This is a genomic window from Dyadobacter sp. HNCC25DJ185 (assembly GCF_056895195.1).
Genome location: NZ_JBXHAR010000002.1, coordinates 1 through 25,029, shown reverse-complemented (window position 1 = coordinate 25,029; position 25,029 = coordinate 1). Strand labels below are relative to the sequence as shown.

Genomic DNA, 25,029 nt, shown 5'->3' with positions numbered 1-25,029 from the left:
CGCTTTTTTTACATGACTACGCCGTTCTTCGGAAGGATTTTTTCAGGGATCTTATCGGCATCAATCAATTGCAACAAATTAATTTCAATGGTTCTTGAAAGCGATGTCATTGGGATATCGTTAGGCCCATTTTCAAATGGATTCTGAAGGATATAGGCGATCCATTCAACGTAAAAGAACAAAAAGGAAATTGTAAAAGTGATCGGGATCGCTATCCTGCCGATGCTTTCCACCAGGCCCATCGGAAGTATCAATGTAAAAATGAAGATGACTAGCAACACAAAAAAGCTGTATTGCGTCGGGAACACGGTGTTTTTAATGCGCTCACACTGTCCCATCGATTCACACAGCCGCTGGATGGTCTGATCGATGTTTTGATATAATAATGTTTCCATTTTTCCCTCCCGATGAACCTCGTTTAATTTGAACTGCACCAGGTTCAAAATGGCATTCGGGATATTGTCCTGGCTTGCAACATAGTCGTGCTCGGCAGGTTGTAAATGCAAGTCGGCGTAAACCAGCACAGGCTCCTTTCTCAGTGAATTCGCGAGCGCGAAGCACCAGGCGATCTGGAGATGGGCGATGTTCGAAATGATCACGCTTTTCTCATCTTTGTTTGTGGAAATAAATGCCTGGGCCTGTCTTACCAGCGTCCGGCTGTCGTTAACAATCGCTCCCCACGATTTGCGGGCCTCCCACCATCTGTCGTAGGCCGAGTTGGTCCGGAAGCCGAGCAATAACGACAACGCGGTGCCCAGGATCGTGATAATGGAAATCGGGAAAGAGAGGAAATGCCAGTTTTGAACACTATAAAGATAAAAAACGAGTGTTGCGTAGGCGGTAACAGCCAATAGTCCCAGCCATATTCCTTTCAAAAGACGCCAGATAGAGAAAACTTGTTTTACATACATAGCATCTATAATCAAATTTTTGAAAGGTAACTAAAAAAGCGGAGCCAGGACTTTGACCTGACTCCGCTTTACTTATTTTTTAGATTTTATGCTACAACCGGTTCACCGGGTTTATCTTCATTTCCTTGACTCTGAGCATGTTTTTTGCCCATTGCTAGCTTTTCTATTGCTACGAAGAGTACCGGGACAACAAAGATCGCAAGCGACGTCGCAGCAAGCATACCTCCAAATACTGTCCAGCCAATGGTTTTCCTGGATTCGGCTGCCGCACCGCTGGCAAATGCAAGCGGCAATACTCCCAGAATGAACGCTAGGGAAGTCATGATAATTGGCCTCAGGCGTAACTGTACTGCCTCAAGCGTGGCTTTCACCAGCTCCATGCCGCCGTCAACCCGTTCTTTAGCGAATTCCACAATCAGGATCGCATTTTTCGCGGCCAGCCCGATCAGCGTAATCAACCCGATCTGGGCATAAATATTATTGGACAGATTGGGTAGCAAAGTCAGGGTAAGAATGGAACCAAATGCCCCGATAGGCACAGCAAAAAGTACCGAGAAAGGTATTGACCAACTTTCGTAAAGCGCTGCCAGAAAGAGAAATACAAATACGATCGAAATTGCAAATATGGTCGTGGTGCTGTCGCCAGCCTTGATCTCCTCGCTGCTCATACCCGAAAATTCGTAGCTGTAACCTGCCGGCAGGGTCTGTGCCACCTCACGAAGGGCGTTGATGGCCTGGCCGCTGCTAAAACCTGGTTTCGGTGTTCCGTTAATTTCCACTGAACGGTAAATATTGTAGTGGGATATCAATGCAGGATTTTCTACGACCTTGGAAGTCACCAGCGCACTCAAAGGGATCATGTTACCTGCGCGGTTACGTACGTAGAATTTCTGAATTTTGTCGAGGGACGAACGGAAGCTGCTGTCGGCCTGGACCATTACCCTGAAATTCCTTCCATAAAGGTTGAAGTCATTGACGTACGTGCTGCCCAGCAGCGTGGAAAGGGAACTGAACACATCGTTCACCTGGACCCCTAATTTTTTAGTTTTGTCCCGATCAACGTCAATCTGATAGCTTGGCGTTCTCGCGTTGAAGAATGTGTAAGCCATGGCAATTTCCGGCCTCTTGTTGACAGCCCCGAGGAAGTTTCGCATCACCGCCTCAAATTGCTGGATGTTATCTGTGCTAGTCGATTGCTGGAGCTCAAATGTAAAACCGGATGTTGCGCCCAGACCGGGGATCGCAGGCGGAGCGATTGCAAGTACCCTTGCTTCCTTGATATCCGCTGTGCGTTTCTGTATTTCCTTGATAACTGCCTGTACGTGGTGCTCAGCGCCTTTCCTGTCGGCCCAGGGCTTGAGGTTTACGAACATAGTCCCTACGTTCGACTTGTTGGAAAAGCTAAGGATGTTCAGCCCGGCCAAACCTCCCACTACCCGTACTTCCGGGATAGAGGACACCCGCTTCATGATGTCTTTGATCATCGCCACGTTCCTGTTCGTGGAAGTAGCCTCCTGCATTTCATAGGTAACAAAAAGACGGCCTTCATCTTCCACAGGGATAAATCCGGACGGTTTGTTTTTGAATAAAAAGAACAAACCCACAAAGAGACAAACCATCATTACCAAAACCAATGGGGTAGCTTTGATCCATTTGGCTACACCACGGGTATAACCGTGAGATACGCGGTCAAACCATTTGTTGAACTTGTCGAAAAATTTCTCCAGCCAGTTTTTCTTGTCTGCCTCCCCTTTGGAAGGTCTCAGCATGATCGAGCACAAGGCAGGCGTCAATGAAAGCGCCACGAATGCGGAAAGAAGTACGGAAACAGCAATTGTGATAGCGAATTGCTGGTAAAGCCGGCCAACGATCCCAGGAACAAAGCTCACCGGGACAAACACAGCAGCGAGAATCAATGCAATCGCAATAACAGGACCGGATATATCTTTCATCGCCTGAACGGTCGCGTCCTTTGGCGACATCTTTTTGTCATCAATATAATGCTGTACAGCTTCCACCACCACAATGGCATCATCCACCACAATTCCGATTGCCAGTACGAATGCAAAGAGTGTCAGGGTATTGATTGTAAAACCAAAAGGAATAAAGAAAATAAAGGTACCAATCAGGGAAACCGGGATAGCAAGTATGGGGATGAGCGTAGCGCGCCAGTTTTGCAAAAACAGGAAAACCACAATCACAACGAGAATCATTGCTTCTGCAAAGGTATGCAGTACCTCCTCAATAGAAACCTGCACCACCGTGGCCGTTTCTGTCGGAATGACGTAATCGATATCTTTTGGAAATGTCTTTTTCATCTCCTCCAGGGCTTTCATAACGCCTTGATAGGTGGCCAGGGCATTGGCGCCGGGAGCCTGGTAGATCAGCACAAATGCAGCAGGTTTACCACTCACAAATGCATTTACACCATAATCAAACTTTCCAAGTTCAACGCGTGCTACGTCACGCAGGTATACGACACTGCCTTCCTCAGGCGACGATCTGACAATGATATCTTCAAATTGCTCCTTTGTATTCAGACGGCTGTTGGTCAATACGCTATATTCAAAGCTCTGCATGTTGGGCTGTGGCGTGCCACCCACGGTTCCGGCTGCTACCTGCAGGTTCTGCTCGGCAAGCGCGGCAGAAATATCCGAAGGTGTCATTTTGAGATTGGCAAGCTTATCGGGGTCAAGCCAGATACGCATACCAAAATCATCAGCCCGCGAAATAATATCACCGACACCTTTTACACGCTGTAATGCGTCTTTTAGGTATATGTTGGCATAGTTACCAATGAACTGAGCGTCATGGGTGCCATTGGGCGAGTAAAGGGCGAGTGCGATCATGATACTCGGCTGACGCTTTCTAACCGTCAACCCGAGACGCTTCACCGCATCTGGAAGCGTCGGCTCGGCCACGCTCACCCGGTTCTGAACGTCCAATGCGGCAATATTGACATCAGTACCCACATCGAAAGTCACGTTGATACTGCTTTGCCCGCTGCTTGTTGAGTTACTGGACATGTAGGTCATGCCCGGCGTACCGTTGATCTGTGTTTCAATCGGCGTGGTAGTCGTTTGCTCTACCGTCTGGGCATCCGCACCTGTAAAGTTGCCGGTAATGGAAACAGTAGGGGGGGTAACGTCAGGATATTGTGCTACGGGTAATGTCGTTAAGGAGATTAAGCCCACCAAGACCAGTACCACAGAAGCAACAATGGCTGTTACCGGTCTTTTGATAAAAATATCTGCAATCATTTTTTACTGGTTGTAGTGATAATAGTAAAGGAGGAGCCGACTATTTGCCTTCCTTGATAACTGCGCCTTCTCTCAGGTTCTGAACTCCTTCCACCGCGATTTTTTCCCCTTCTTTGAGCCCTTCCTTCACAATAATGTTAGTGCCGATCTGTGTGCCAAGCACCACCCTGCGCTGGCTTACTTTACTGCTGTCGCCCTGAACGTACACAAAGAACTCACCAAGCTGTTCGGTGACTGCTTTGTATGGAATGACGATCGATTTGTTGGCCGCATTGTTGAGCACGCGGACGGTACCACTCATACCTGCACGGAGCTGATTGGACGAATTGGGGAAAATAAGGCGGGTTTTGATGCTTCCAGTTTGTGGGTCAACAGCCCTGTCGAGGAACGCTATTTTTCCACTTGCAGGGTAAATTTCATTTCCGAATTTTAATGTAAATGTCGAATCTGATGCCTTTTGACTTTTGAGCAGGCTTGTAAAGCGGTATATCTCTTTCTGATCCACATTAAAATCCACAGCGAGTTGTCCATCCGTTGAAACGGTGTTCAGGACGGTCTGCCCAGCGGAAACGGCAGCACCAACCTTTACAAGGGAGATACCTATTATACCATCGAACGGTGCCGTAACCTTGGTGTAGTTCACACTGGTCTGAACGGCCTTTATATTCGCTTTGGCGGCATCAGCTTGCCTTTTTGCAACTTCCAGGGCTGCGTCTGCATTGTCTACCAGCTGCTTGGCGACCGCATCGTTTTTTTCAAGCTCATGGTAACGGTCTGCGTCTTTTTGTGCGCGTGAAAGGTTTGCTTCCTGAACATTCAGATTGGCAACTGCCTGATCATAATTCGCATTGTAAAGCTGTGCATCGATGGAATAGAGTAATTGTCCTTTTCGCACCCTGGCGCCATCTTTAAAATGAATTCCGGTGACAAACCCGGTTACTTGCGGACGTAACTCAATTTCATTCAGTGGGACTACTGTGCCAGGGTATTCATCGTAATAGGAGGCCTCCGCTGTGGCTACTTGAGTTAAGGTAACCGGTACCGCCTGTGGTTGAGTGGGTTGTTGTTGCTGATCTTTTTTGCCGCAGGAAATCACGGTGAAAAGAAACAAGGCCACGGAGTAATATTTCATTTTATCTATCAACATGTCATCAGGAAATTTTCGGGTGTTTTTCGATTAGGTTAGAATGGGTTATTGGTAGTTGAGTTGGCCCAGTGCTTTTTGTACATCGATTTTGCTGGCCAGCACCTGATATAATGCGTCGTAGTAGTTGATTCTCGCAAGCCGCAGGTCAGTTTCCGAGGTTACCACTTCCAGGTACGTTTTGATGCCTGATTTGTATTGCAGCTGGATCACATCGTATACTTCCTTTGCCAGGTCCACATTCTCTTTTTGTGCAAGCAGGTTGGTCAGGTTGCCTTTGTAGTTGGCCAAGGCCGTCGCATATTCGGAATTGATATTGTTTTGCAAACCTTTCATATCCCAATCCAGCCTTTTGATCTGCCATTCTGCCTGACGTGTATTGGCCTTTCGCTTACCACCCTGGTAAAGCGGCAAAGAGAGGGTCAGCAGGCCGAAAGAGTTTGGATAGTTTTTGGTATATAAGTCTGTAAACTGATTGTTCTGGAAATTAAGATTGTATGCACCATTGAAGGACAGATTTGGGAGGTAGCTCCACTTATTATACTGGAGGTTCGCTTCCAGCAGTTTTTTCTGGGTACTGAGGATCTGATATTCAATGCGACTGGTCAGGTCCACATTTTGTAAAGTATCCAGCACAATTTCCCGTTCCATCTGTAAAGTATCATAGCTGATCGTCAGTGCCTTATCAATCGGATAACCCATCAGGTTTTTCAGATATTCTGTTTTAGCCTTTAGTAATTCCTCATTCGCCTTCTTGTTGGCCCTGGTGTTGTTCAGCGAAATTGTGGCGCGCTTGTAATCGATCTTATCTGCGATACCCGACTGATATTGATTTTTAGCATCTTTCAGGCTCCTTTCCAGTCTTACGATATCCTCGTTTGCCACGTCGATTTGCTGGGTTGTGGCAAGCACGTCATAAAATGCCTTGGAAACATTGACGGTCAGGTCCGTCTTATTGCTGGCCGTATTCTGGCGCGCGGCCAGCATCACATCCTTCTTGGTTTGATTGGCTAAAAGAACGTCCCTGTTGAATATTTGCTGCGATATGGTAAACTGAGTCGCAGAAGTATTTCTAACCCCGAGCTTCACCGGGTTACCAGCAATGATGCTCGTTTGCACGATGAAATTGTGCTGGAGGTTGTAATTAAAATTAATCTGGGGATACCAGTCCGCCAGTTTGCTCCTGATCTGGTTTTCGGTAATCCGTTCGTCAATCAGCGATTGTTGTATAACCGGCTGATTTTTAATAGCGTAAGTAACCACATCCTGCAATGTCGCCTGTTCCAGTACCGGGGTCTGCTGGGCACTTTCCTGAATGACCTGTGCGAAAATGGGGTAAATACTATTCAATAATAGGAATGCCGAGCCAAGTGCCAAACGCATTATTTTTTGTGGCTTTGACCAATACTTCATGCAGTTGATAATTTTTTTGGATAGAGAAATGAAATTGGCCTGTCTGTTGAACAGGATAAAATTTGACCAGAAATAGGATAACCCCATCAGCTATCTGCGGGCGCGAAGGAGATTTTGGTCAGGAATCGGGGTGAGTAAAGCGACAGCATGAATAACGAGATTAGAACGCTTTTTTGTAACAATCGGTGACAATATATGGCCGACTGTTACCGTCATGCCGCCCGATTGTACTTATTAAGGATTTAAAAGCAGGAATAGTTTCAACATAGCGCCTAAAAAATGCTAATAATGATGCATTCTCTTTGAAATGTTAAATTTTTGAATGGAATTGTGCCGGAATTTAGAAAAGGCTTTAGTTGGATACTGCCGACGACATTTTTTGCGGCCATACTTTTTCGATCAGCCAGGCGAACGCAATGACGAGTACGCAACCGATCAGGTTCAGCCAAAGAAAGGCTGTCAGGTCGAGGATGTAACTGGATACAACAAATATCTCGCCAATAATACTTCCCCAGAAAACGGCTCTGCTGTTGATTTTCCTGAAATAAAAGGCAACCAGGAAAATACCAAGGATAACCCCGTAAAATAGAGAGCCCAGGATATTGACGGCCTCAATCATGCTGCCCAGACGGGCGGCATATTGAGCAACCACAATGCAAAAGATCCCCCAGAAAAAAGTCGCCCAGCGAGAAGCAGCGACGTAGTCGTGGCTGATACTGTCCTTTCGCAACATACGCTTGTATATGTCTATCACAGTGCACGAAGCAAGTGAGTTATAGGCAGCCGCGACGGAGCCCATCGAGGCAAGCAAAATGACGGCTATCAGCAGACCGACCATCCCAACAGGCAGATAGTCTATCACGAACCGTAAAAAGATATAATTGACATCATTGGTATCTCCACCATTTGCTTTGGAAAGCAGGGTTTGAGCGCTGGCTCTGACAGCACCCACGTTTTTCTCCATTTGTGACAAAACCTGCCGTGATTTCTGGATCGCCTTTTCGTCATTCTTTTTTAATGCATCGGTCAGCGCGATGACCTGAGGCCGTTTTTCCGCCTGGATCAGATCGTGCTTTTTTTCGAGTGCATTGTATTCCGACGCATAGGGTGAAGTCTTGATCTTGTCCACAACTGTTTTATTGAAAAATAGCGGTGGAGCGGTAAACTGATAAAACGCGAAAACAAGTACGCCCACCAGCAGGATCAGAAACTGCATGGGGATTTTTAGAAGACCGTTCATGGCAAGCCCCAGTTTACTTTGTCCCTGCGAACTGCCGGTCATAAAACGTCCCACTTGGGATTGATCCGTTCCGAAATAGGATAGCTGCAGGAAAAAACCGCCAATCAACCCCGACCACACATTATACCTGTTGTTCAGGTCAAAAGTGAAGTCGATCAGGTTAACCTTTCCCATTTTACCTGCGACATGCAGTGCATCTGTAAAAGAAACTCCGTCCGGAAGAAATTTCACTACCATAAAACCCGCAACGACCATGCTGATGGTAATGATGGCCATTTGCTGCAAGTGCGTATGTGAAACAGCCTGGGAGCCACCCGAAATGGTATACAGCATTACGATGCCACCAGAGATCATGTTGGTCAGGGTAATATCCCAACCCAGTATAGCTGACAGGATCAGTGATGGCGCATAAATGGAAAGCCCCGTAGAAAGGCCGCGCTGCAGGAGAAAAAGAAAAGACGTAAGTGCCCGTGTGCGTAGATCGAAGCGGCCTTCCAGAAATTCATAAGCTGTGAAAACTTTTAACTGGCTGAATTTCGGTACAAAAGTGACACAGAGGACGACCATGGCAAGGGGCAGTCCGAAGTAGAACTGGACAAATCGCATACCATCTGTATATGCCTGCCCGGGAGCCGATAAAAAGGTAATTGCACTGGCCTGTGTAGCCATCAAAGAAAGCGTAACGTGGTACCAGGGCATTGATTTACCCGCCAGCAGAAATGAATCCATGGTTTGCTTTTCGCGGCTGCGATAAATGCCATAGGAAACTACAAATATTAAAGTGAGGGCAAGTACAATCCAGTCAAGATAGTTCATTGAAAGTGGGTCATGAATAAATAGAAGAGGACAATAAGCACTACGAGCGTGCCAATCATTACGATGTAAAGCTGCTTCCAGCTGTGAACGAACGGAGGAAGCCCGTCCCTGGGATCTCCGCCCTGGGGGGCTCTGTGAGCTGAGAGCCCGCTATTGTCCTGCGTGCTATTTTTATTGGAATTCATGGCCGAAGAGAGCTAAGCGGTGGTTTGGATGCTCGCGTATAGTACCACAAGCAAAATTAGAACGGTTTTTCCATTCTTTTAGCATAAGAGGGGAAAACACATGGTGTGTTAATGTGAATCGGGAGGAAGTGAAACCTCCACTGCGTTCCGGTATTAGAGTTGAAAGTAGCCAGGTAGGAAAACCGGACCTTATTTACATTTGTCTCTTCGTAAGACGAAAGTAATTCACCAAATACTGACTCAAAGGACTTGGTTAGCTTTTTGCAAGTCTATTGATTGTGGAAAAATAACTGCCAATACGCTAAGAGATAGCAGTCCGTAGTTTTCTAAACACGATACTAAATGACAATTTGTGAATTAGCTAAGACTTGATTTCTCTGACAATATTGCATTCGCCTACATCAGATGATCTTACGATTTGCCTCCAACATTTTTTCTCGCAATCCCCTCCAGGTCAATTACGGAGGGATTGTGCGAGAGAAAATGTGGATTTGTCAGACGCCTATTGAGCTGTTTTAGCCAAAAATGTCATTTCGTATCTCGGCTTTTACAGTTCACGGACTCTATGCTGTCCCAGCTCTTCCCTTGGCGTTAATTTAGAATACCTTTAGTAAATATTTTCCGTACCCACTTTTTACAAGCGGCTCGGCAAGTTTTCTAAGCTGTTGACCATCGATAAACCCCATCCTGTAGGCTACTTCTTCGATACAACCAATCTTTAATCCTTGTCTTTCTTCAATAACCTGCACAAATTGGCCAGCCTGCATCAATGATTCGAAGGTACCCGTATCGAGCCAGGCTGTTCCTCTGTCTAATACGCCGACCTTTAATTTTCCGAGTTCCAGATACTTTTTATTGATGTCAGTAATTTCTATTTCGCCACGTGGTGAAGGTTGAACATTTCTTGCGATTTCAACGACACTGTTATCATAGAAATATAAGCCTGGAACCGCATAATTGGACTTTGGCTTAACCGGCTTTTCTTCAATGGATAAAGCCTGAAAACTCGGATCAAATTCAACCACTCCGTAGCGTTCGGGATCCTGGACTTGGTAGGCAAATATAACCCCACCGTCGGGGTCGTTATTGGCCTGCAATAATTTTGAGAGACCAGAACCATAAAATATATTATCTCCCAGTATTAAAGCAACTTTGTCATTTTCAATAAAGTCAGCGCCAATAATAAATGCCTGGGCGAGTCCGTCAGGGTTCGGCTGAACAGCATAGCTAAATTGACATCCGATATGGCTTCCATCACCTAGTAATTTCTCAAAATGAGGTAAATCGTGTGGTGTTGAAATGATTAAGACTTCCCTAATACCAGCAAGCATTAGAATGGAGAGGGGATAATAAATCATCGGCTTATCATACACCGGCATAAGCTGTTTGCTTACAGCAAGGGTCAATGGATGCAACCTTGTTCCTGATCCTCCTGCTAGAATAATTCCCTTCATCTTATTTTCATTGTTACATTTACCTGGATTATTTGAGAGCATACATTGATTCGTAAAATTTCTGATAATGTCCCGACGTCACATTGCTGAGCCATTTGCTATTTTCAAGATACCAGTCGACTGTGCGCCGAAGACCTTCTTCAAACTGCAAGGAAGGAGCCCACCCCAGTTGCTCTTTCAGTTTAGTTGCGTCTATGGCATACCTTAAATCATGACCGGCACGGTCGTTCACATAGGTGATCAGCAGCTCTGAGCTCCCTGGCGACCGTCCCAATTTTTCATCCATAATTTTGCATAACAAAAAAACCAGGTCGATGTTTTTCCACTCATTATGGCCACCAATGTTATAAGTCTCGCCGATTCTTCCAGAGTGGTATATGACGTCGATAGCCCTAGCATGATCTTCCACATATAGCCAGTCGCGCACATTTTCACCTTTACCATAAACGGGAAGCGGCTTTTGGTTAATGATATTGTGTATCATTAACGGAATTAGTTTCTCGGGAAAATGATTAGGGCCATAATTATTGGAGCAGTTCGAAATCAGAATTGGCAATTGATAAGTATTGTGATATGCCCTGACGAAATGATCGGATGCAGCTTTTGAAGCACTGTATGGGGAGCGGGGATCATATTTTGTTGATTCCAAGAAAAATTCGGTGGGATCGTGCAATTCACCATAAACCTCGTCGGTAGAAACGTGGTAAAAAAGATGATCATGGATATTGTCCTTCCATGCTTTCTTGGCCGAATTGAGTAGATTAACCGTCCCAACCACGTTTGTCATAACAAAGGACATCGGATCTGTAATGGAACGATCCACATGTGACTCTGCAGCTAGATGGATGACACCGTCAAAATATATATTCGCAAAAAGATTATCTAAGAAATGAGCATCCGTGATATCGCCTTTGACAAATTCGTAATTATCGGAGGTTTCTATGTCGAGAAGATTCTCTAGGTTTCCAGCGTAAGTCAGCAAGTCTAAATTATATATTTTGTACTCAGGGTAGCTTGTTACAAAACGACGGACGACATGAGAGCCAATAAAACCAGCTCCACCAGTAATAAGTATGGTTTTCATAAGTATAAGACTGCAAAATTTTAAATTAAACGGTCGAGTTTAAACAAATCCGTAAAAGTGGGTAGAATTTGATCTTTTTCAGAAACAATCGGGTCCTCAATTCCCCATGGTATGCGTAAACTTGGATCGTTCCAGCATAAGCCCCCTTCGGCAGATTTGTTGTAAGGGTTTGTACACTTGTAATGAAATACGACGTCTTCCAATGCTGCAAAACCATGTGCGAATCCTTCTGGGATGTAGACCATATTACCAGTTTGGCTGTCCAAATCGAATAGCTCGTATTTTCCGAACGTGGGGGAGTCGGGCCGTAAATCTAAGGCTACATCTAAAACACGACCTGAAATTACCCGTACGAGCTTTCCTTGCCCGAACGGGGCTGTTTGAAAATGAAGCCCCCTTACAACCCCTTTTTTGGAAAAGGACTGATTGTCCTGAACGAATTTACTTGTTAAACCGTAGGCAAGCCAGGATTCTGCATTAAAGGACTCAAAAAAGTGTCCCCTGTCGTCGTAGTAGATTTTAGGTTTGATAAGGAGTACATCTTGCAGTGATGTAGTGAAAAATTCCATTGGGCGTTGAGTAAGTAGTTAACAAAATATATTCTATCGCTAATTGATCATTCCTGTGGCCAAAATAGGCTATCCCTCTTTTAAGAACTCTGAATATGTCTGTGGCACAAATATGGCGAATAAAAATAGTGCAAAAAAGCCATTAGCTAAAGGTTACCGCATATACTGGTTGGTGCATCATATATTACCAATTAGCTTTTATTAAAAAAGTGCCTTCTCGTGTACCTTTCAAAAAAAACAAGTTACTGTATGGATTTGTGAAAGCAAAAGTATCGGGTTAATATTTGTCAAACTTTGCACTTAAGTTAGGCTGGCTGACCGATATAAATTAGATATATTATATTTTTATTGCAAATTGTTCTGGAATGCTGGAGTCTGGCCAAGCTATTTATGGGAGGTTGGCTTTTTGAAATTACAGGATTCGGACCCCATTGGACCTTATGAGTTAGATAGGTCAGGTTCATTGAATTTTTGGATAACATAGGTCTCCCAAGAAAACGCTTCATGGGTTAACAGGATACAACAGGCTAGTTGGCTGGTTAATAATTATTTATTTTCCGGGAATATTACTATGAATTTAAACCGCCCCTTGTGAAAAAGTATTTTACAATCCTTTGCTGTCTCTTGGGCTTTTTCAGCCAATATGCTTACCCACAGCAACTACCACCGATTTTCGATAAGAGCTATGAAAGCCAAAAAGACTCCCGGGTTAGGCAATATCTTACGCCCAGGCGGATCGTATGGACTTCAGACCGGACGTCGACCAGCGTGATAGATGCCCAAAATCTGCTCAAAAGGGGTACCGGACAGGCAGATCTGGTGCACAAAAATTTCTGTAAACTGATCAGTAATGACCAGGAGAAACCGGGGATTGTGTTTGATTTCGGTAAGGAGATTCAGGGTGGGATACAACTGGTGACTGATCAGCCCTCCAATCAGAAGCCTATACACGTCAGGATTCGCTTCGGGGAATCTGTAAGTGAAGCCATGTCAGACATAGACACCATCCAGGGTGCGACCAATGACCATGCTATGCGGGATTTTGTAATTGAAGTCCCGTGGCTTGGCGTGATGCAGGTCGGCAATTCGGGTTTTCGTTTTGCAAGGATCGACCTTGTCGATCCGAACAGGGAGCTGCAATTGAAAGAAGTACGCGCCATTTTCGAGTATAGGGATATCCCTTATGTAGGCTCGTTTAAAAGCAATGATGAAAGGCTGAACCAGATCTGGAACACCGGTGCCTATACGGTGCATTTGAACATGCAGGAGTACTTGTGGGATGGTATCAAGCGTGACAGGCTTGTTTGGGTAGGGGACATGCACCCTGAGGTCATGACCATCAATACGGTTTTTGGAAAAAATGAAGTGGTGGCCAAAAGCCTCGATCAGGCCCGTGACATCACGCCATTACCTGGCTGGATGAACGGGATCAGCGCATATTCCATGTGGTGGGTTTTGATACATAGGGATTTATATAAAAACCAGGGAGACCTGGAATATTTGAGAAAACAGCAGAAATACCTCGTTGGGTTATTGGACCTGTTAATTCAAAAAACAAAAGATAATAAGGAAAACCTGGACGGTACCAGGTTTCTGGATTGGCCGTCCAGTGAGAACCCCAAAGGAATCCATGCCGGACTCCATGCCATGATGGTCATGACACTCGAAGCGGGTGCCGAGCTCTGCACCATTCTGGATGAACCAGCCCAGGCGGCCAAGTGTAAGGCAACCGCCGCTCAACTGAAATTATATGTGCCCGAAGTAAATGGTTCCAAGCAGGCGGCAGCTCTTTTAGCACTATCTGGCCTGATACCCGCGGAAAAAGCCAATACCGAGGTGATTGCCAAAGGGGATTGCGAAAACTTCTCGACTTTTTACGGATATTATATGCTACAGGCCAAAGCGAAAGCCAAGGATTACACCGGCGCATTGAACTGCATCCGCAATTACTGGGGAGGCATGCTGGATATGGGCGCTACCACGTTCTGGGAAGATTTTGATCTGGCCTGGACAAAAAATGCAGCACCGATCGATGAGATTGTCCCGGATGGAAAGGACGATATCCATGGTGATTTTGGCGCGTATTGCTATAAGAACCTCCGCCACAGCCTCTGTCATGGCTGGGCATCAGGGCCTACTTCCTGGCTTTCGGAGCATGTTCTCGGGATCAGCGTCGTGGAGCCTGGCTGCAAAACCATCCGCGTTCAACCAAATCTGGGAGACCTTACCTGGGCTGAAGGCACTTATCCGACGCCACTTGGAGTCGTAAAGGTAAGGCATGAAAAACAGGCTGATGGCAGCGTCAAATCTACCATCGATGCGCCAAAAGGAATGAAAGTATTACGCTAATCCTCACCCTCCCTTTGTATGAAGTTCAATTTATTGCTGCTTGTTTTTCTTTGCCAGGTTTTGACATCAAACGGCAAAGGACTGAACCCAGGTTATCTCCGCTGTGAATACAAAGTGAATCCGGTTACCGACGTAACCAACCCAAGGCTAAGCTGGGAACTGGCATCCGACGAAAACAATCAGGTTCAAACGGCCTATCAAATACTGGTAGCCGATACTCGAGACGGACTAACTGAGCGTGACGCCAACCTCTGGAACTCTGGCAAAGTGAACGTGCGCGACACTTACCAGATCGTCTACAAAGGAAAGCCCCTCCAATCAAGAGACATATGTTATTGGAAAGTCAGAAGCTGGGACAAGAATGGTGTTGCCGGTGCGTGGAGCGAGGTGGCAAGCTGGGAAATGGCATTGCTTGCTAAATCGGAATGGAAAGGGCAGTGGATCGGATTGGACCTGGATCATCTGGGAAGAGGCAAAATATACCATCTGCCGCCTGCGCCTTATTTGAGAAAAGAGGTCTTTATAAAAAAGGGAATCAAAAAAGCGAGGTTGTATGTCACAGCCCTTGGACTTTACGAATTCAAAGTGAATGGGCAAAAGGCGGGCGATGCATGCCTTACGCCAGGCTGGACGGATTACGATAAGCGCGTTTATTACCAAACCTATGACGTTACCGGAAACCTGAAAGAGGGTGTAAATGCGTTGGCGTCACAATTGTCTTATGGCTGGTATGCAGGTTACCTGGGGTATGGTTTGCTGGCCAAAAACCCGGTTGTAAGGGCTTTTTATGGAAAAGTACCTCTGCTCAAAGCGCAGCTGGAAGTACAATATGCGGATGGTACGAAAGAAACTTTCAGTACCGATCAGAGCTGGAAAGCGGAGAAAGGCGCACTGCTGGAGTCGGATCTGTTGAACGGGGAGACTTACGATGCGAGATTAGAGAATCCGGGCTGGGATAACGTTGGTTTTAACGACAAGAACTGGAAGAATGCGGAGGTATTTGCCGATAAACCAGAACGCAAAATACAGGTATATCCAGGCCCGCCGGTAAGGGTAACCCAAACATTGGCCGTAAAAACGGTAACACCAAGACCGGATGGGTTATATATTTTTGATTTGGCCCAGAACTTCGCAGGAGTTGTACAGTTAAGGGTAAAGGGCAGGGCAGGAGATACAATCCGTATCCGCTATGGCGAAAAGCTGCATCCGGACGGACGGCTCATGACCGAAAACCTGAGATTGGCCAGGGCTACAGATACCTACATATTGAAAGGAGCAGCTGAAGGTGAAACCTGGGAGCCAAAATTTACTTTTCATGGATTCCAATATGTTGAAATAAAAGGATTACGCGACAAGCCCTCTCCGGAAATGCTGACTGGGTTGGTAATAGGCTCAGATACACCTAAAACCGGATCCTTTGAAACAGACAATGCGATGGTCAACCAGCTTTATAGCAATATAGACTGGACACAGCGCGCCAATTACCTGGATATCCCGACGGACTGCCCGCAAAGGGACGAACGTATTGCCTGGACTGGGGACGCGCAGGTATATGCCAAATCGGCCACCTTTAATCGTGATGTTGCTTCATTTTTTACAAAATGGGTAGTAGACCTGAATGACGGCCAATGGGAAAACGGCGCTTATCCTTTGTATGCACCGAGACCCAATATCCGTATCAGCGATACCTTTTCACCGGGCTGGATGGAAGCGGGGATCATTTGTCCTTACCAGATCTACCGCGCGTATGCCGACACGCGCATGATCAGCCAGGGCTGGGTGCACATGGTCCGTTTTATGGATTTTTTGGAAAAACGAAGCAAAGGGGAATATGTTTTCAAGGAAAATGCGTTCAGTGACCTCGAACCCAAAGGCGGTTTCGGAGACTGGCTTTCTTTTGGCAAAAAAACACCTCCGGACTTGCTCGCATCACTATATTATGCTTACTGCGCCGATCTGATGACGGAAATGGCCGGAGCAATAGGGAATGAAAAAGATAAGAAAAGATTTACCGAAACGGCTGCATCTGTGAGGAAAGCCGTATTGGAGCATTATACCGATTCAGAAGGCAGGTTCAAATGTGATACCCAGCCATATGGGAATGGCGACGGATACGTGGATGGAAAACTCGGTTTCACGGGTCACACGCAAACTGTTTACGCCAATGCCATATATATGAACATCATCAAGCCCGCGGACAGGGAAAAGGCAGGCCGGTTTTTGCGAACGCTTCTCAGGGAGAATGGGGACAAACTCGGGACGGGATTTTTAGGAGCGAAACCAATTCTTCCTGCGTTGTCAGCTACCGGACAATCGGACCTGGCTTACAAATTGTTCCTAAGCAAAGAATTTCCATCCTGGGGTTTCGAGGTCGCAAATGGTTCGACTACGATATGGGAACGCTGGGACAGCTACACCAAAGAAGACGGGTTTAAATACAATGCCGCCATGAATTCGTTCAGCCATTACGCATTCGGGGCAGTTTGTGAATGGATGTTCGGGAATGCTGCGGGCCTCAAAGCGGTCAGGCCTGGCTTTGCAGAATTCACCATCCGCCCCGAAATCGCGCCCGACGGGATGGGAAAAGAAGGGATTAGTCAGTTAAAAGCCTCTTTACGCACAATGAATGGACGGATTGTTTCGGAGTGGAGTAAATCTGGCGGCAAACTCAACATAAAAGTAACAGTCCCGGTCAACACCGTGGCAAATATATATGTGCCAGCAAGTGATGCGGCAAAGGTGCTGGTCAACAACAAAAGCCTTTCCGGTTCAGACCAGGTACAGATGTCCGGCGACGAGGCAGGTTATATCATTGTAAAAGCTGGGTCAGGGTTCTACGATTTTAAGGTGGGACAATAGATGGTTAGTGACGTTAGCGATTTATTTCTTAACTTTTGCCGTTCAAAGTTTTCCTCAACGCCAACTGCTTTCTTATTGATGACCTCTAGCAAAAACCACTTCTTCCCCTTGTCTGCTTATCTGCACTGCGTTTTAATTTGTCTTGGGATAAGTATTTCACCTGCATTCGCAAAGTCCCATCAGGAGGACTCAACAAATGCAAAAACGGAGAACAAGGCATGGGTTGAACTGGCCGGTTACGGGTCGACCGGGTCAAGAACACCTTTCTGGCTGCACGCCAATCAATGGGGGATCGTCCCGACATCCGGGCAGATATTGAGCCTTCGGGCTGGTATCGAAGGTAGAAAAGCGTTGTCGAGAGACACGCTGACAAAGTCTAACTGGTCTGTAGGTTATGGTCTGGAGCTGGTTGGGAACGTCAGCGAAAACAGCAAATTCCTCATTCCGCAGGGATATGCGGCGATTGCATTCAAAAGTTTTCAGCTAACGGTCGGGCGCCGTAAACAATATGTGGGTTTCAATGATTATGAGTTGGGCACCGGCGCCTACATGTGGTCGGGGAATGCACTTCCTATACCCAGGATACAGCTGGGTTTTGAAAAGTACGTCCCATTGATCAGGAATTTCTTCTATTTCAAAGGCTTTTATTCCGATGGCTGGTTCGACAACCACAGATCGGTCACAAGCGAACTGAAATTACACAACAAAGCATTATATATTCGATTGGGAAAACCCAATGGTATATTGAAATTGCACGGGGGTTTTAACCATGCGGTGCAGTGGGGCGGAAAAAGCCCGTATTTTACGGAGAATGGCCAGATGCCGAAGGGTCTGAAAAACTACTGGCTCGTGGTATCAGGCCTGAAACCCTCGGACAAGGCAAATCTGTCAAATTTCGATGCGAATAACAGAATTGGTAATCACGTGGCAAGTATCGACGCGGGCATCGAGCTGGATCTTCAAACGGTAAACATCTTCATGTATCGTCAGAGTGTGGTGGAAGACGGTTCACTATTTTACCTTAACAATGTCAAGGATGGCCTGAATGGAATTGCATTCACCATGAAGAATACAAATGGAAGTCCCTTTACTATAGACAGATTGACATTAGAATTACTTTACACAAAAAGTCAAGGAGGAAGTACTACTGCGGATGGCAATGGAATCCGGGGAAAGGACGACTATTTCAATAACGGCCAGGTACGTGACGGCTGGTCTTATTTTGGCCGCGGCATTGGCACCCCGTTCATCACACCTCAGAATGAAAACAACTGGCCCAGGTACGCCGACTTTTTTACCAACAACAACCGGGTTTGGGTGACCCACATCGGCATGAAAGGCCGGTTGAATGATGCGGTTTGGATGACGAAATTGTCTTATTCGAGCAATCAGGGCACATACGACGTGCCGCTTCCCGACAAGATTTATCAGTTTTCGGGAATAATTGCCCTGGAAAAGCCGGTTACCTGGCTTGGCGGTGCGGTTATCAAAGGCGCTATCTCGCTGGATCAGGGTAAATTGTTCGATAACGCCTTTGGGGGTATGCTGGCGATCCGGAAAAATATCTCTTTGTAAGCGATTATTCCGCTTTCAGTCGATCTATACAAATGCTGAGGCTGTCTCTCCAATAGGGAATGCGTATGCCGAAAGTATTCTTGATTTTACTTTTGTCCATCACCGAATACGCTGGTCTGACCGCCTTCGTTACATACTCCGAGGTTTTTACAGGGTTAAGAACAACCTGCGTTTCACTGAGATCAAAAACCGCTTTAGCAAAGTCAAACCAGGACGTAACGCCTTCATTACTATAATGATAGATGCCATAAGCCTCGCTGCCTGATTCAATGATATCGAGGATGGCACCGGCGAGATCAATGGCGTAGGTAGGAGAACCCACCTGATCGACGATCACGCCGAGTTGATCACGCTCTTTGCCGAGGCGCAACATTGTTTTTACAAAATTGTTGCCATATTCCGAATAAAGCCAACTGGTCCTTATCGTGAAATGTGCAGGCAGCAACGCCGTGATGGCTGCCTCGCCTTCCAGCTTGGTCAATCCATAAACGTTCTCCGGCTCGGTGGGGTCAGTTTCGCTAAGTAAACCCGTCACATTCCCTCTAAAAACAAAATCCGTGCTGATATGGATAAGCGTTGTCTGGTGCTTTGTGCAGATCTCCGCGATATTCGCCGCGCCGTCACGATTCACTTTCCTGCACGTTTCCTGATCATCTTCCGCCTTGTCGACTGCCGTATAGGCTGCGCAATTGATGACATATGATGGTTTTTCTTCCGAGAAAAGCCTATCCAACAATTCCTTGTCCAGGATATTTCCAGATTCCTCTGAGGGGAATGAAATGTTGTTAGTGTTTCTTTCTGACGAGACCTTTTTAAGACAACTGCCTAGCTGGCCCGAGGCGCCGAGTACGAGGATTTTCATGAGTTTTTTGAGTAAGTACGGCAAATATAGAAAATAAAGCCTAGCAACAGTTCGCTAAACTTGGTCAAAGTTATCCACAATTCAGACACTCTCAGGTCAGTTAATTTGAGGTTTGGACGCTCAAATTGAATAGAATCAGCCATACTACATTTTTGGAAATAATTTTAACGAAATAGTTTTATCAGGTTGTACGATTTTTGTAATATGGATCCGCGATATAATGACATTATCAATTTGATATTTATTGTAGAATTAATTTGTAGATTAATTGAGTTTGTAGTAGTTTTGTTTGTGGTTTTCAATAAGTTATTCGCAAATGTCAACATACTAACCCCCAATGGGATTTCTAGACACGTACACAACTAATTTAACTTCTGAAAAAGCAGCACATTTACTAAGAAGGGCAACCTTTGGCCCAACGCAGCAGGAGATCAATGATTTCGTCGGAAAAACAGCCGTTCAGGCTGTCGACATACTGATTGGCAATGCTTCTTACCGCGCGACACCGCCACCTCCGGTGGAGCTGGATGGTACACGTCCGGATGTTGGGCAACCATTTTTGACCAAACCATACGTCGACAGTCGGTTTCCAGATTACAATTACTATATCACCTTTTGGTGGATCGGATTGATGTCTGAGCAAAACGGGCGTCCTTCAGTATTGGAAAAACTCACTGCGTTTTGGCAGAATCACTTCGTAACAGCTCACGTTACTGTTCAGGATTACCGCTACACCGACAGATATCTCCGATTTCTGCGAACCAATGCTTTGGGAAATTTTAGGGATATGGCAATCGGGATGACAAAAGATCCGGCAATGCTAGTTTACCAGGACGGTTATAAGAACACCAAAGAGCAGCCTAATGAAAATTATGGCAGAGAATTACAGGAGCTTTTTACCGTAGGGCAAAAGAATTTTGCAGGTGAACACAACTACTCCGAACAGGATGTAAAGGCTGCGGCGCGCGTTCTTACCGGGTGGAAAGTAACTAATTATAAAGTGGAAGGTTCAACATCCATAGGCACAACCTTCAGTGCTGATAAGCATGATACAACCGATAAGGCGTTTTCATCATATTATGGCAATAAGGTAATTGCCGGGCGAAGTGGCGATGGCGCAGGCGATGCTGAATTGGTCGACCTGATCAATATGCTCTTGGCTCATCCGGAGTCCCCCAAGTTCATTTGTCGTAAACTTTACCGTTGGTACGTTAATCCCAATGTAACTCAGGAAATTGAGGACCAGGTGATCATTCCCCTCGCTAATATGTTTGCTAGTTCATCAAACAACTTTGCCATAGCTCCGGTCCTTAAAAAGCTTCTGACAAGCGAGATATTTTTCGATGTAAGAAATATCGGTGCAATTGTCAAGTCACCTTCTGAGCTAATGATAGGAGCCATCCGATTTTTTGATCAACCTGTCCCTGATCCTACTACTGAAAGCGTTGCGTTCTTTAATATGATGAATTTCCTTAGTTTCTGTATGAGAAACATGCAGCTAAGTTTTCTCAATCAACCGTCTGTGTTCGGATCACTACCATATTATCAGACTGGATTTTCCAAAAACTGGGTAAATGGTACCACTCTGGGCCTCCGTGGAAAGAGGATGGACTCACTTGTTTATCCCTACTTAGAAATTAAGCCAGGTTATATGCTGGGTATTGAGATCCTCAATAGGCTGGCTGCTATTCAACCTAACTTTTCGGACGTGGCAAATACACCGGCAATCACTTGTGAGATGGTTTTGGATGAATTCTTGCGCAATCTATTTGCGACACAGATATCTCAATCACAAAAGGACTTTCTGATTGACAAAATCATGATGATGAACAGTAGTCCGAGAACTACATGGCAAAAAGAATGGAATTCGTATCGAGCAGCGCCCACAGATTTGGCTAAACAAAAAGTGATTTGGTGGAGATGCAGGGCACTGTTAAGCCATATGTTGAGAATGGCTGAATATCAATTGTTTTAACCCGTCGTGATGAAAAGGAGAGAATTTTTTGCCGCTGCGTCATCTATCATGGCTCCGGTAATGTTAAATGGTTTTGGGGTAAAAACCTTAGCTAAAAACTCAGCCTTAGTACAATCGCTGAAAAAAACGGCCGCCTTGAACAGTGATCGTATATTGGTAATCGTTTACCTGGGTGGCGGTAATGATGGCCTAAATACCGTCATTCCGTTAGAGTACTACTCAAGATACAATCAGATACGGACCAACATTGCCATTCCTGAGAACAAAGTTCTCAAACTGGCAGGTAATCTTGAAACCGGTTTGCATCCGTCCATGACCGGCCTTCGGAATATGTATAATGAAGGTAAGCTGGCGATTGTTCATTCGGTTTCTTACCCAAATCCGGACCTGTCCCATTTTCGCTCGACCGATATTTGGATGACCGGTGTTGATTCTTCAAAATACGCTTCTTCTGGATGGGCGGGGCGTTACCTGGATGACCGATTCCCAGGTTATCCCCAAGACTACCCTAATCTGGAAATGGAAGATCCGCTTGCAGTGCAAATTGGTCAGATTAGTACCACTAGTTTGCTAGGCAGCAAGCAATCCATGGGGATAACCTTGCAGGATCCAAGCACGTTTTATCAGTTGATAGGAGAACCAAATACTTCCATCGAAGATAATAATGCTTGTTGTGATGCAGGGGACCTGATTGCATATATCAGGCAGCAACAGGTTTTAACGGTTAGTTATGCCTCGGAAATCAAATCTGCTGCCGAGTCAGGCGTTAATCTGGCAACTTATCCGGACTCATCACAGAATAATGAGCTGGCTGAACAACTAAAGATAGTTGCTCGACTAATTCACGGTGGGCTGAAATCAAAAATCTATTACGTAGAGTTGGGTGGTTTTGATACACATGCTGGCCAGGTAGAAACTGTTAACACTGAGGGAGTCCATGCGGCTCTTCTGAAGAAATTGTCAGATGCCATCTCAGCATTTCAGAGTGATTTGAAATTACAGGGAACAGAGGACAAGGTCATCGGGATGACGTTTTCAGACTTTGGTAGGAGAGCTAACTCTAATGCCTCGAAAGGCACGGATCACGGTATTGGAGCCCCAATGTTTGTATTTGGGACAGGAATAAAGAGACAAGTCATTGGAACCAATCCAGACTTAGTCAACGGTTTGATTTCAACTATTCCGAACAGTCCTACGACCAGCCTGGACATTAAGATGCAGATTGATTTCCGAAGAGTTTATTCAGATGTACTAAACGACTGGTTTGGCACTGATTCGTCAAAAACTAGCCAGTTGCTTTATAAGGGTTTCAAAACCACATCCCTGTTTTCTGACGTGGTGGAGACAATATCTTCGGGCGCGTGGCCCAATCCTGAAATCTGGTCTAACGGACGTGTTCCGTCCTCGACAACTTCGCTCAAAATAAATTCCGGCCATGTTGTAGAAGTAGGGCAAAACGTCATTGCAAAAAAAGTGAAAGTGGAAGCTGGTGGAGAGATCAAGTTTCTAGGAGACTACTCGATCACGACAAGCTGACCAGCCTTGTGCGGAGATCCTCAGAAAAGACATTTTCAATGTCAAAATCCACGTCCAAATTTCAATGAGACCTCTGATGAATAGAGCCTATCAAATATGAAAAACAAATACAGATTCTTCCTTTCAGTTTATCTAGTGTTCGTGGCTTCCGTTCTTTGTAGCGGTCAGCAAAAGGGGATAATTCAAACAGAGAGGGCAGCTCCAAGGGGGATCGTGAGCTTTTCGGAAACCTCGAAAATTACAGGAGTTAGCGATACTAAGCATGTGGATGGCTATGTGAAAAAGACGGGAGCCGGTTTATTTACATTTCCAGTTGGTAATCTCGGAGTTTACAGGCCCTTTGAGGCTGAAGCAGACGGTACAATCGGAGCATATTTCAAAGCGGCCCCGGGGTTGGCTACAGTACCCGCTGGCGGACCTTTCTCGATTAACGCCCGTGAAAGCGCGGTAAGTAAGGTAACAGGTAAGGAATATTGGGATATTGACGGATCGATAGCTACAAGGATTACTTTAACATGGAATGCTGCAAGCGACATTGCTGGGCTGACTGGAAATTCTTTGACCAAGTTAAGTATCGTCGGCTGGAATACTTCTACGGGGAAATGGGAGAAGATCACTTCAATCGTCAATGAGGTTCATCAGGGGGTTGCCAGTTCTATTACCGAAGGCTCGATAACGACCAGTCAGGCAATCGTGCCAAATTCATATAGTATTTACACACTTGGGGTAGCAAACTCCAACGCTCTGCCGGTCGATTACATAGGACAATTGGAAGCCGCTGACTGCGACTATGTTCAAGGGTGGGCGTGGGATAAGAATTATCCAAATTCGGCGTTGACACTCGAGCTTTTGGAGGGTAGTGAGGTACAGGCAACATTTACGGCAAATATTTACAGGGAGGATCTACTCAATAGCGGTAAAGGAACAGGCAAGTATGGATTTAAAATCTCACTTCCTTCAAATCTAAAGGATGGTCAAGCTCATCAGCTAAGTGTCAGGGTAAGGGGTAGTACTTATAACCTCGCAGGCTCACCTTTAAGTATTACTTGTGGTTACAACGGAAGTTTCGAGAGAGCAGATTGCTACGTTGCCGAAGGTTGGGCCTGGAATCAGGACACTCCAAATACTGCATTGGTGGTTGAGTTAGTTGAGGGAGCTACCGTATTAGCGAGTGCAACCGCAAATAAGTATAGGGCGGATTTGAAAAATAGCGGAATTGGCAGCGGCAGATATGGTTTTAGTATTGATATCCCTGCAAATTTAAAAGACGGAAACCCACATCAGGTCTTTATGAGGATTAAGGGAAGTTCGTATAGATTACCTGGCACATCCAAAACAATCACTTGTATTACACCTCTATACACAGGTAGTTTTGAGTACGTAGATTGTAATAGCATTAAGGGGTATGCCTGGGACAAAAATAATACGAATGATACGCTTTTTGTAGAAGTGCTGGAAGGTAATACGGTTCTTACTACCGGGAGGGCCAGCATCTATCGTGCTGAAATAAAAACGAGCACGAACACCGGCAGGTATGGATTCAGCATATCCCTGCCTGCTGCCTTAAAGGACGAGCAACCCCACCAGTTGAGTGTGAGGATTAAGGGAACAAATGTGTTTTTAGTAGGCTCTCCCCGTACAATAACTTGTGCTAAACTCCCTGACTATGCTGGGACCTTTGAAAGTGTTGACTGCAGCGTGGTTCAAGGGTGGGCCTGGGACAAGAATTACCCTGACAAAGAGCTGTCGCTGGAACTATTGGAAGGCACGACGGTGAAGGCCAACATTGTAGCCAAT

General features: G+C 45.7%; 15 protein-coding genes and 1 pseudogene. 6 read left to right on the top strand and 10 right to left on the bottom strand.

All coding sequences use genetic code 11. From position 1 onward, the window contains the following. Positions 1 to 8: 8 nt before the first annotated feature. From AC1XUF_RS05430 to rfbC, 9 genes are all read right to left on the bottom strand, one after another. Positions 9 to 911: a bestrophin family protein gene (locus AC1XUF_RS05430; protein WP_483340653.1), complete on the bottom strand. Its 903-nt coding sequence runs from the start codon at positions 909 to 911 to the stop codon at positions 9 to 11. An 86-nt stretch (positions 912 to 997) separates the two neighbouring features. After that, a complete protein-coding gene (locus AC1XUF_RS05425; RefSeq protein ID WP_483340652.1) occupies positions 998 to 4,171 on the bottom strand; it encodes an efflux RND transporter permease subunit in 3,174 nt (1,057 codons plus the stop codon). 40 nt (positions 4,172 to 4,211) lie between these two features. Then, positions 4,212 to 5,318: an efflux RND transporter periplasmic adaptor subunit gene (locus tag AC1XUF_RS05420; RefSeq protein WP_483340651.1), complete on the bottom strand. Its 1,107-nt coding sequence runs from the start codon at positions 5,316 to 5,318 to the stop codon at positions 4,212 to 4,214. 45 nt (positions 5,319 to 5,363) lie between these two features. Further along, a complete protein-coding gene (locus tag AC1XUF_RS05415; RefSeq protein ID WP_483340650.1) occupies positions 5,364 to 6,728 on the bottom strand; it encodes a TolC family protein in 1,365 nt (454 codons plus the stop codon). A gap of 352 nt (positions 6,729 to 7,080) precedes the next feature. Then, complete coding sequence (locus AC1XUF_RS05410) at positions 7,081 to 8,784, bottom strand: sodium:solute symporter family protein (RefSeq protein ID WP_483340649.1); 1,704 nt, start codon at positions 8,782 to 8,784, stop codon at positions 7,081 to 7,083. Next, complete coding sequence (locus AC1XUF_RS05405) at positions 8,781 to 8,969, bottom strand: hypothetical protein (RefSeq protein ID WP_483340648.1); 189 nt, start codon at positions 8,967 to 8,969, stop codon at positions 8,781 to 8,783. The genes AC1XUF_RS05410 and AC1XUF_RS05405 overlap by 4 nt, the downstream gene beginning before the upstream one ends. 596 nt (positions 8,970 to 9,565) lie before the next feature. Further along, the gene (gene rfbA / locus AC1XUF_RS05400; RefSeq protein ID WP_483341279.1) at positions 9,566 to 10,423 is read right to left on the bottom strand and encodes a glucose-1-phosphate thymidylyltransferase RfbA; all 858 of its coding nucleotides are present in this window, start codon (positions 10,421 to 10,423) and stop codon (positions 9,566 to 9,568) included. A 28-nt stretch (positions 10,424 to 10,451) separates the two neighbouring features. Further along, the gene (gene rfbB, locus AC1XUF_RS05395; RefSeq protein WP_483340647.1) at positions 10,452 to 11,507 is read right to left on the bottom strand and encodes a dTDP-glucose 4,6-dehydratase; all 1,056 of its coding nucleotides are present in this window, start codon (positions 11,505 to 11,507) and stop codon (positions 10,452 to 10,454) included. A 20-nt stretch (positions 11,508 to 11,527) separates the two neighbouring features. After that, a complete protein-coding gene (gene rfbC / locus AC1XUF_RS05390) occupies positions 11,528 to 12,076 on the bottom strand; it encodes a dTDP-4-dehydrorhamnose 3,5-epimerase (RefSeq protein WP_483340646.1) in 549 nt (182 codons plus the stop codon). 591 nt (positions 12,077 to 12,667) lie between these two features. Here rfbC and AC1XUF_RS05385 point away from each other — a divergent pair. The 3 genes from AC1XUF_RS05385 (at position 12,668) to AC1XUF_RS05375 (ending at position 18,859) form a co-directional block, all read left to right on the top strand. Beyond that, positions 12,668 to 14,425 carry an alpha-L-rhamnosidase-related protein gene (locus AC1XUF_RS05385; protein WP_483340645.1) on the top strand — a complete coding sequence of 586 codons (1,758 nt, stop codon included), beginning with the start codon at positions 12,668 to 12,670 and terminating at the stop codon, positions 14,423 to 14,425. Positions 14,426 to 14,443: 18 nt separating this feature from the next. After that, the gene (locus AC1XUF_RS05380; protein ID WP_483340644.1) at positions 14,444 to 17,284 is read left to right on the top strand and encodes a family 78 glycoside hydrolase catalytic domain; all 2,841 of its coding nucleotides are present in this window, start codon (positions 14,444 to 14,446) and stop codon (positions 17,282 to 17,284) included. Between the two features lie 78 nt (positions 17,285 to 17,362). Beyond that, positions 17,363 to 18,859 carry a capsule assembly Wzi family protein gene (locus tag AC1XUF_RS05375; protein ID WP_483340643.1) on the top strand — a complete coding sequence of 499 codons (1,497 nt, stop codon included), beginning with the start codon at positions 17,363 to 17,365 and terminating at the stop codon, positions 18,857 to 18,859. A 4-nt stretch (positions 18,860 to 18,863) separates the two neighbouring features. On the opposite strand, the gene rfbD is transcribed toward AC1XUF_RS05375, so the two are convergent. Beyond that, a complete protein-coding gene (rfbD, locus tag AC1XUF_RS05370; protein WP_483340642.1) occupies positions 18,864 to 19,721 on the bottom strand; it encodes a dTDP-4-dehydrorhamnose reductase in 858 nt (285 codons plus the stop codon). A gap of 337 nt (positions 19,722 to 20,058) precedes the next feature. On the opposite strand from rfbD, the gene AC1XUF_RS05365 reads away from it, so the two are divergent. The 3 genes and pseudogenes from AC1XUF_RS05365 to AC1XUF_RS05355 form a co-directional block, all read left to right on the top strand. Next, positions 20,059 to 21,696 carry a DUF1800 domain-containing protein gene (locus tag AC1XUF_RS05365; protein WP_483340641.1) on the top strand — a complete coding sequence of 546 codons (1,638 nt, stop codon included), beginning with the start codon at positions 20,059 to 20,061 and terminating at the stop codon, positions 21,694 to 21,696. Positions 21,697 to 21,705: 9 nt separating this feature from the next. Next, complete coding sequence (locus AC1XUF_RS05360) at positions 21,706 to 23,232, top strand: DUF1501 domain-containing protein (protein ID WP_483340640.1); 1,527 nt, start codon at positions 21,706 to 21,708, stop codon at positions 23,230 to 23,232. Positions 23,233 to 23,328: 96 nt separating this feature from the next. After that, positions 23,329 to 25,029: pseudogene (locus AC1XUF_RS05355) on the top strand (T9SS type A sorting domain-containing protein); the annotation flags it as partial.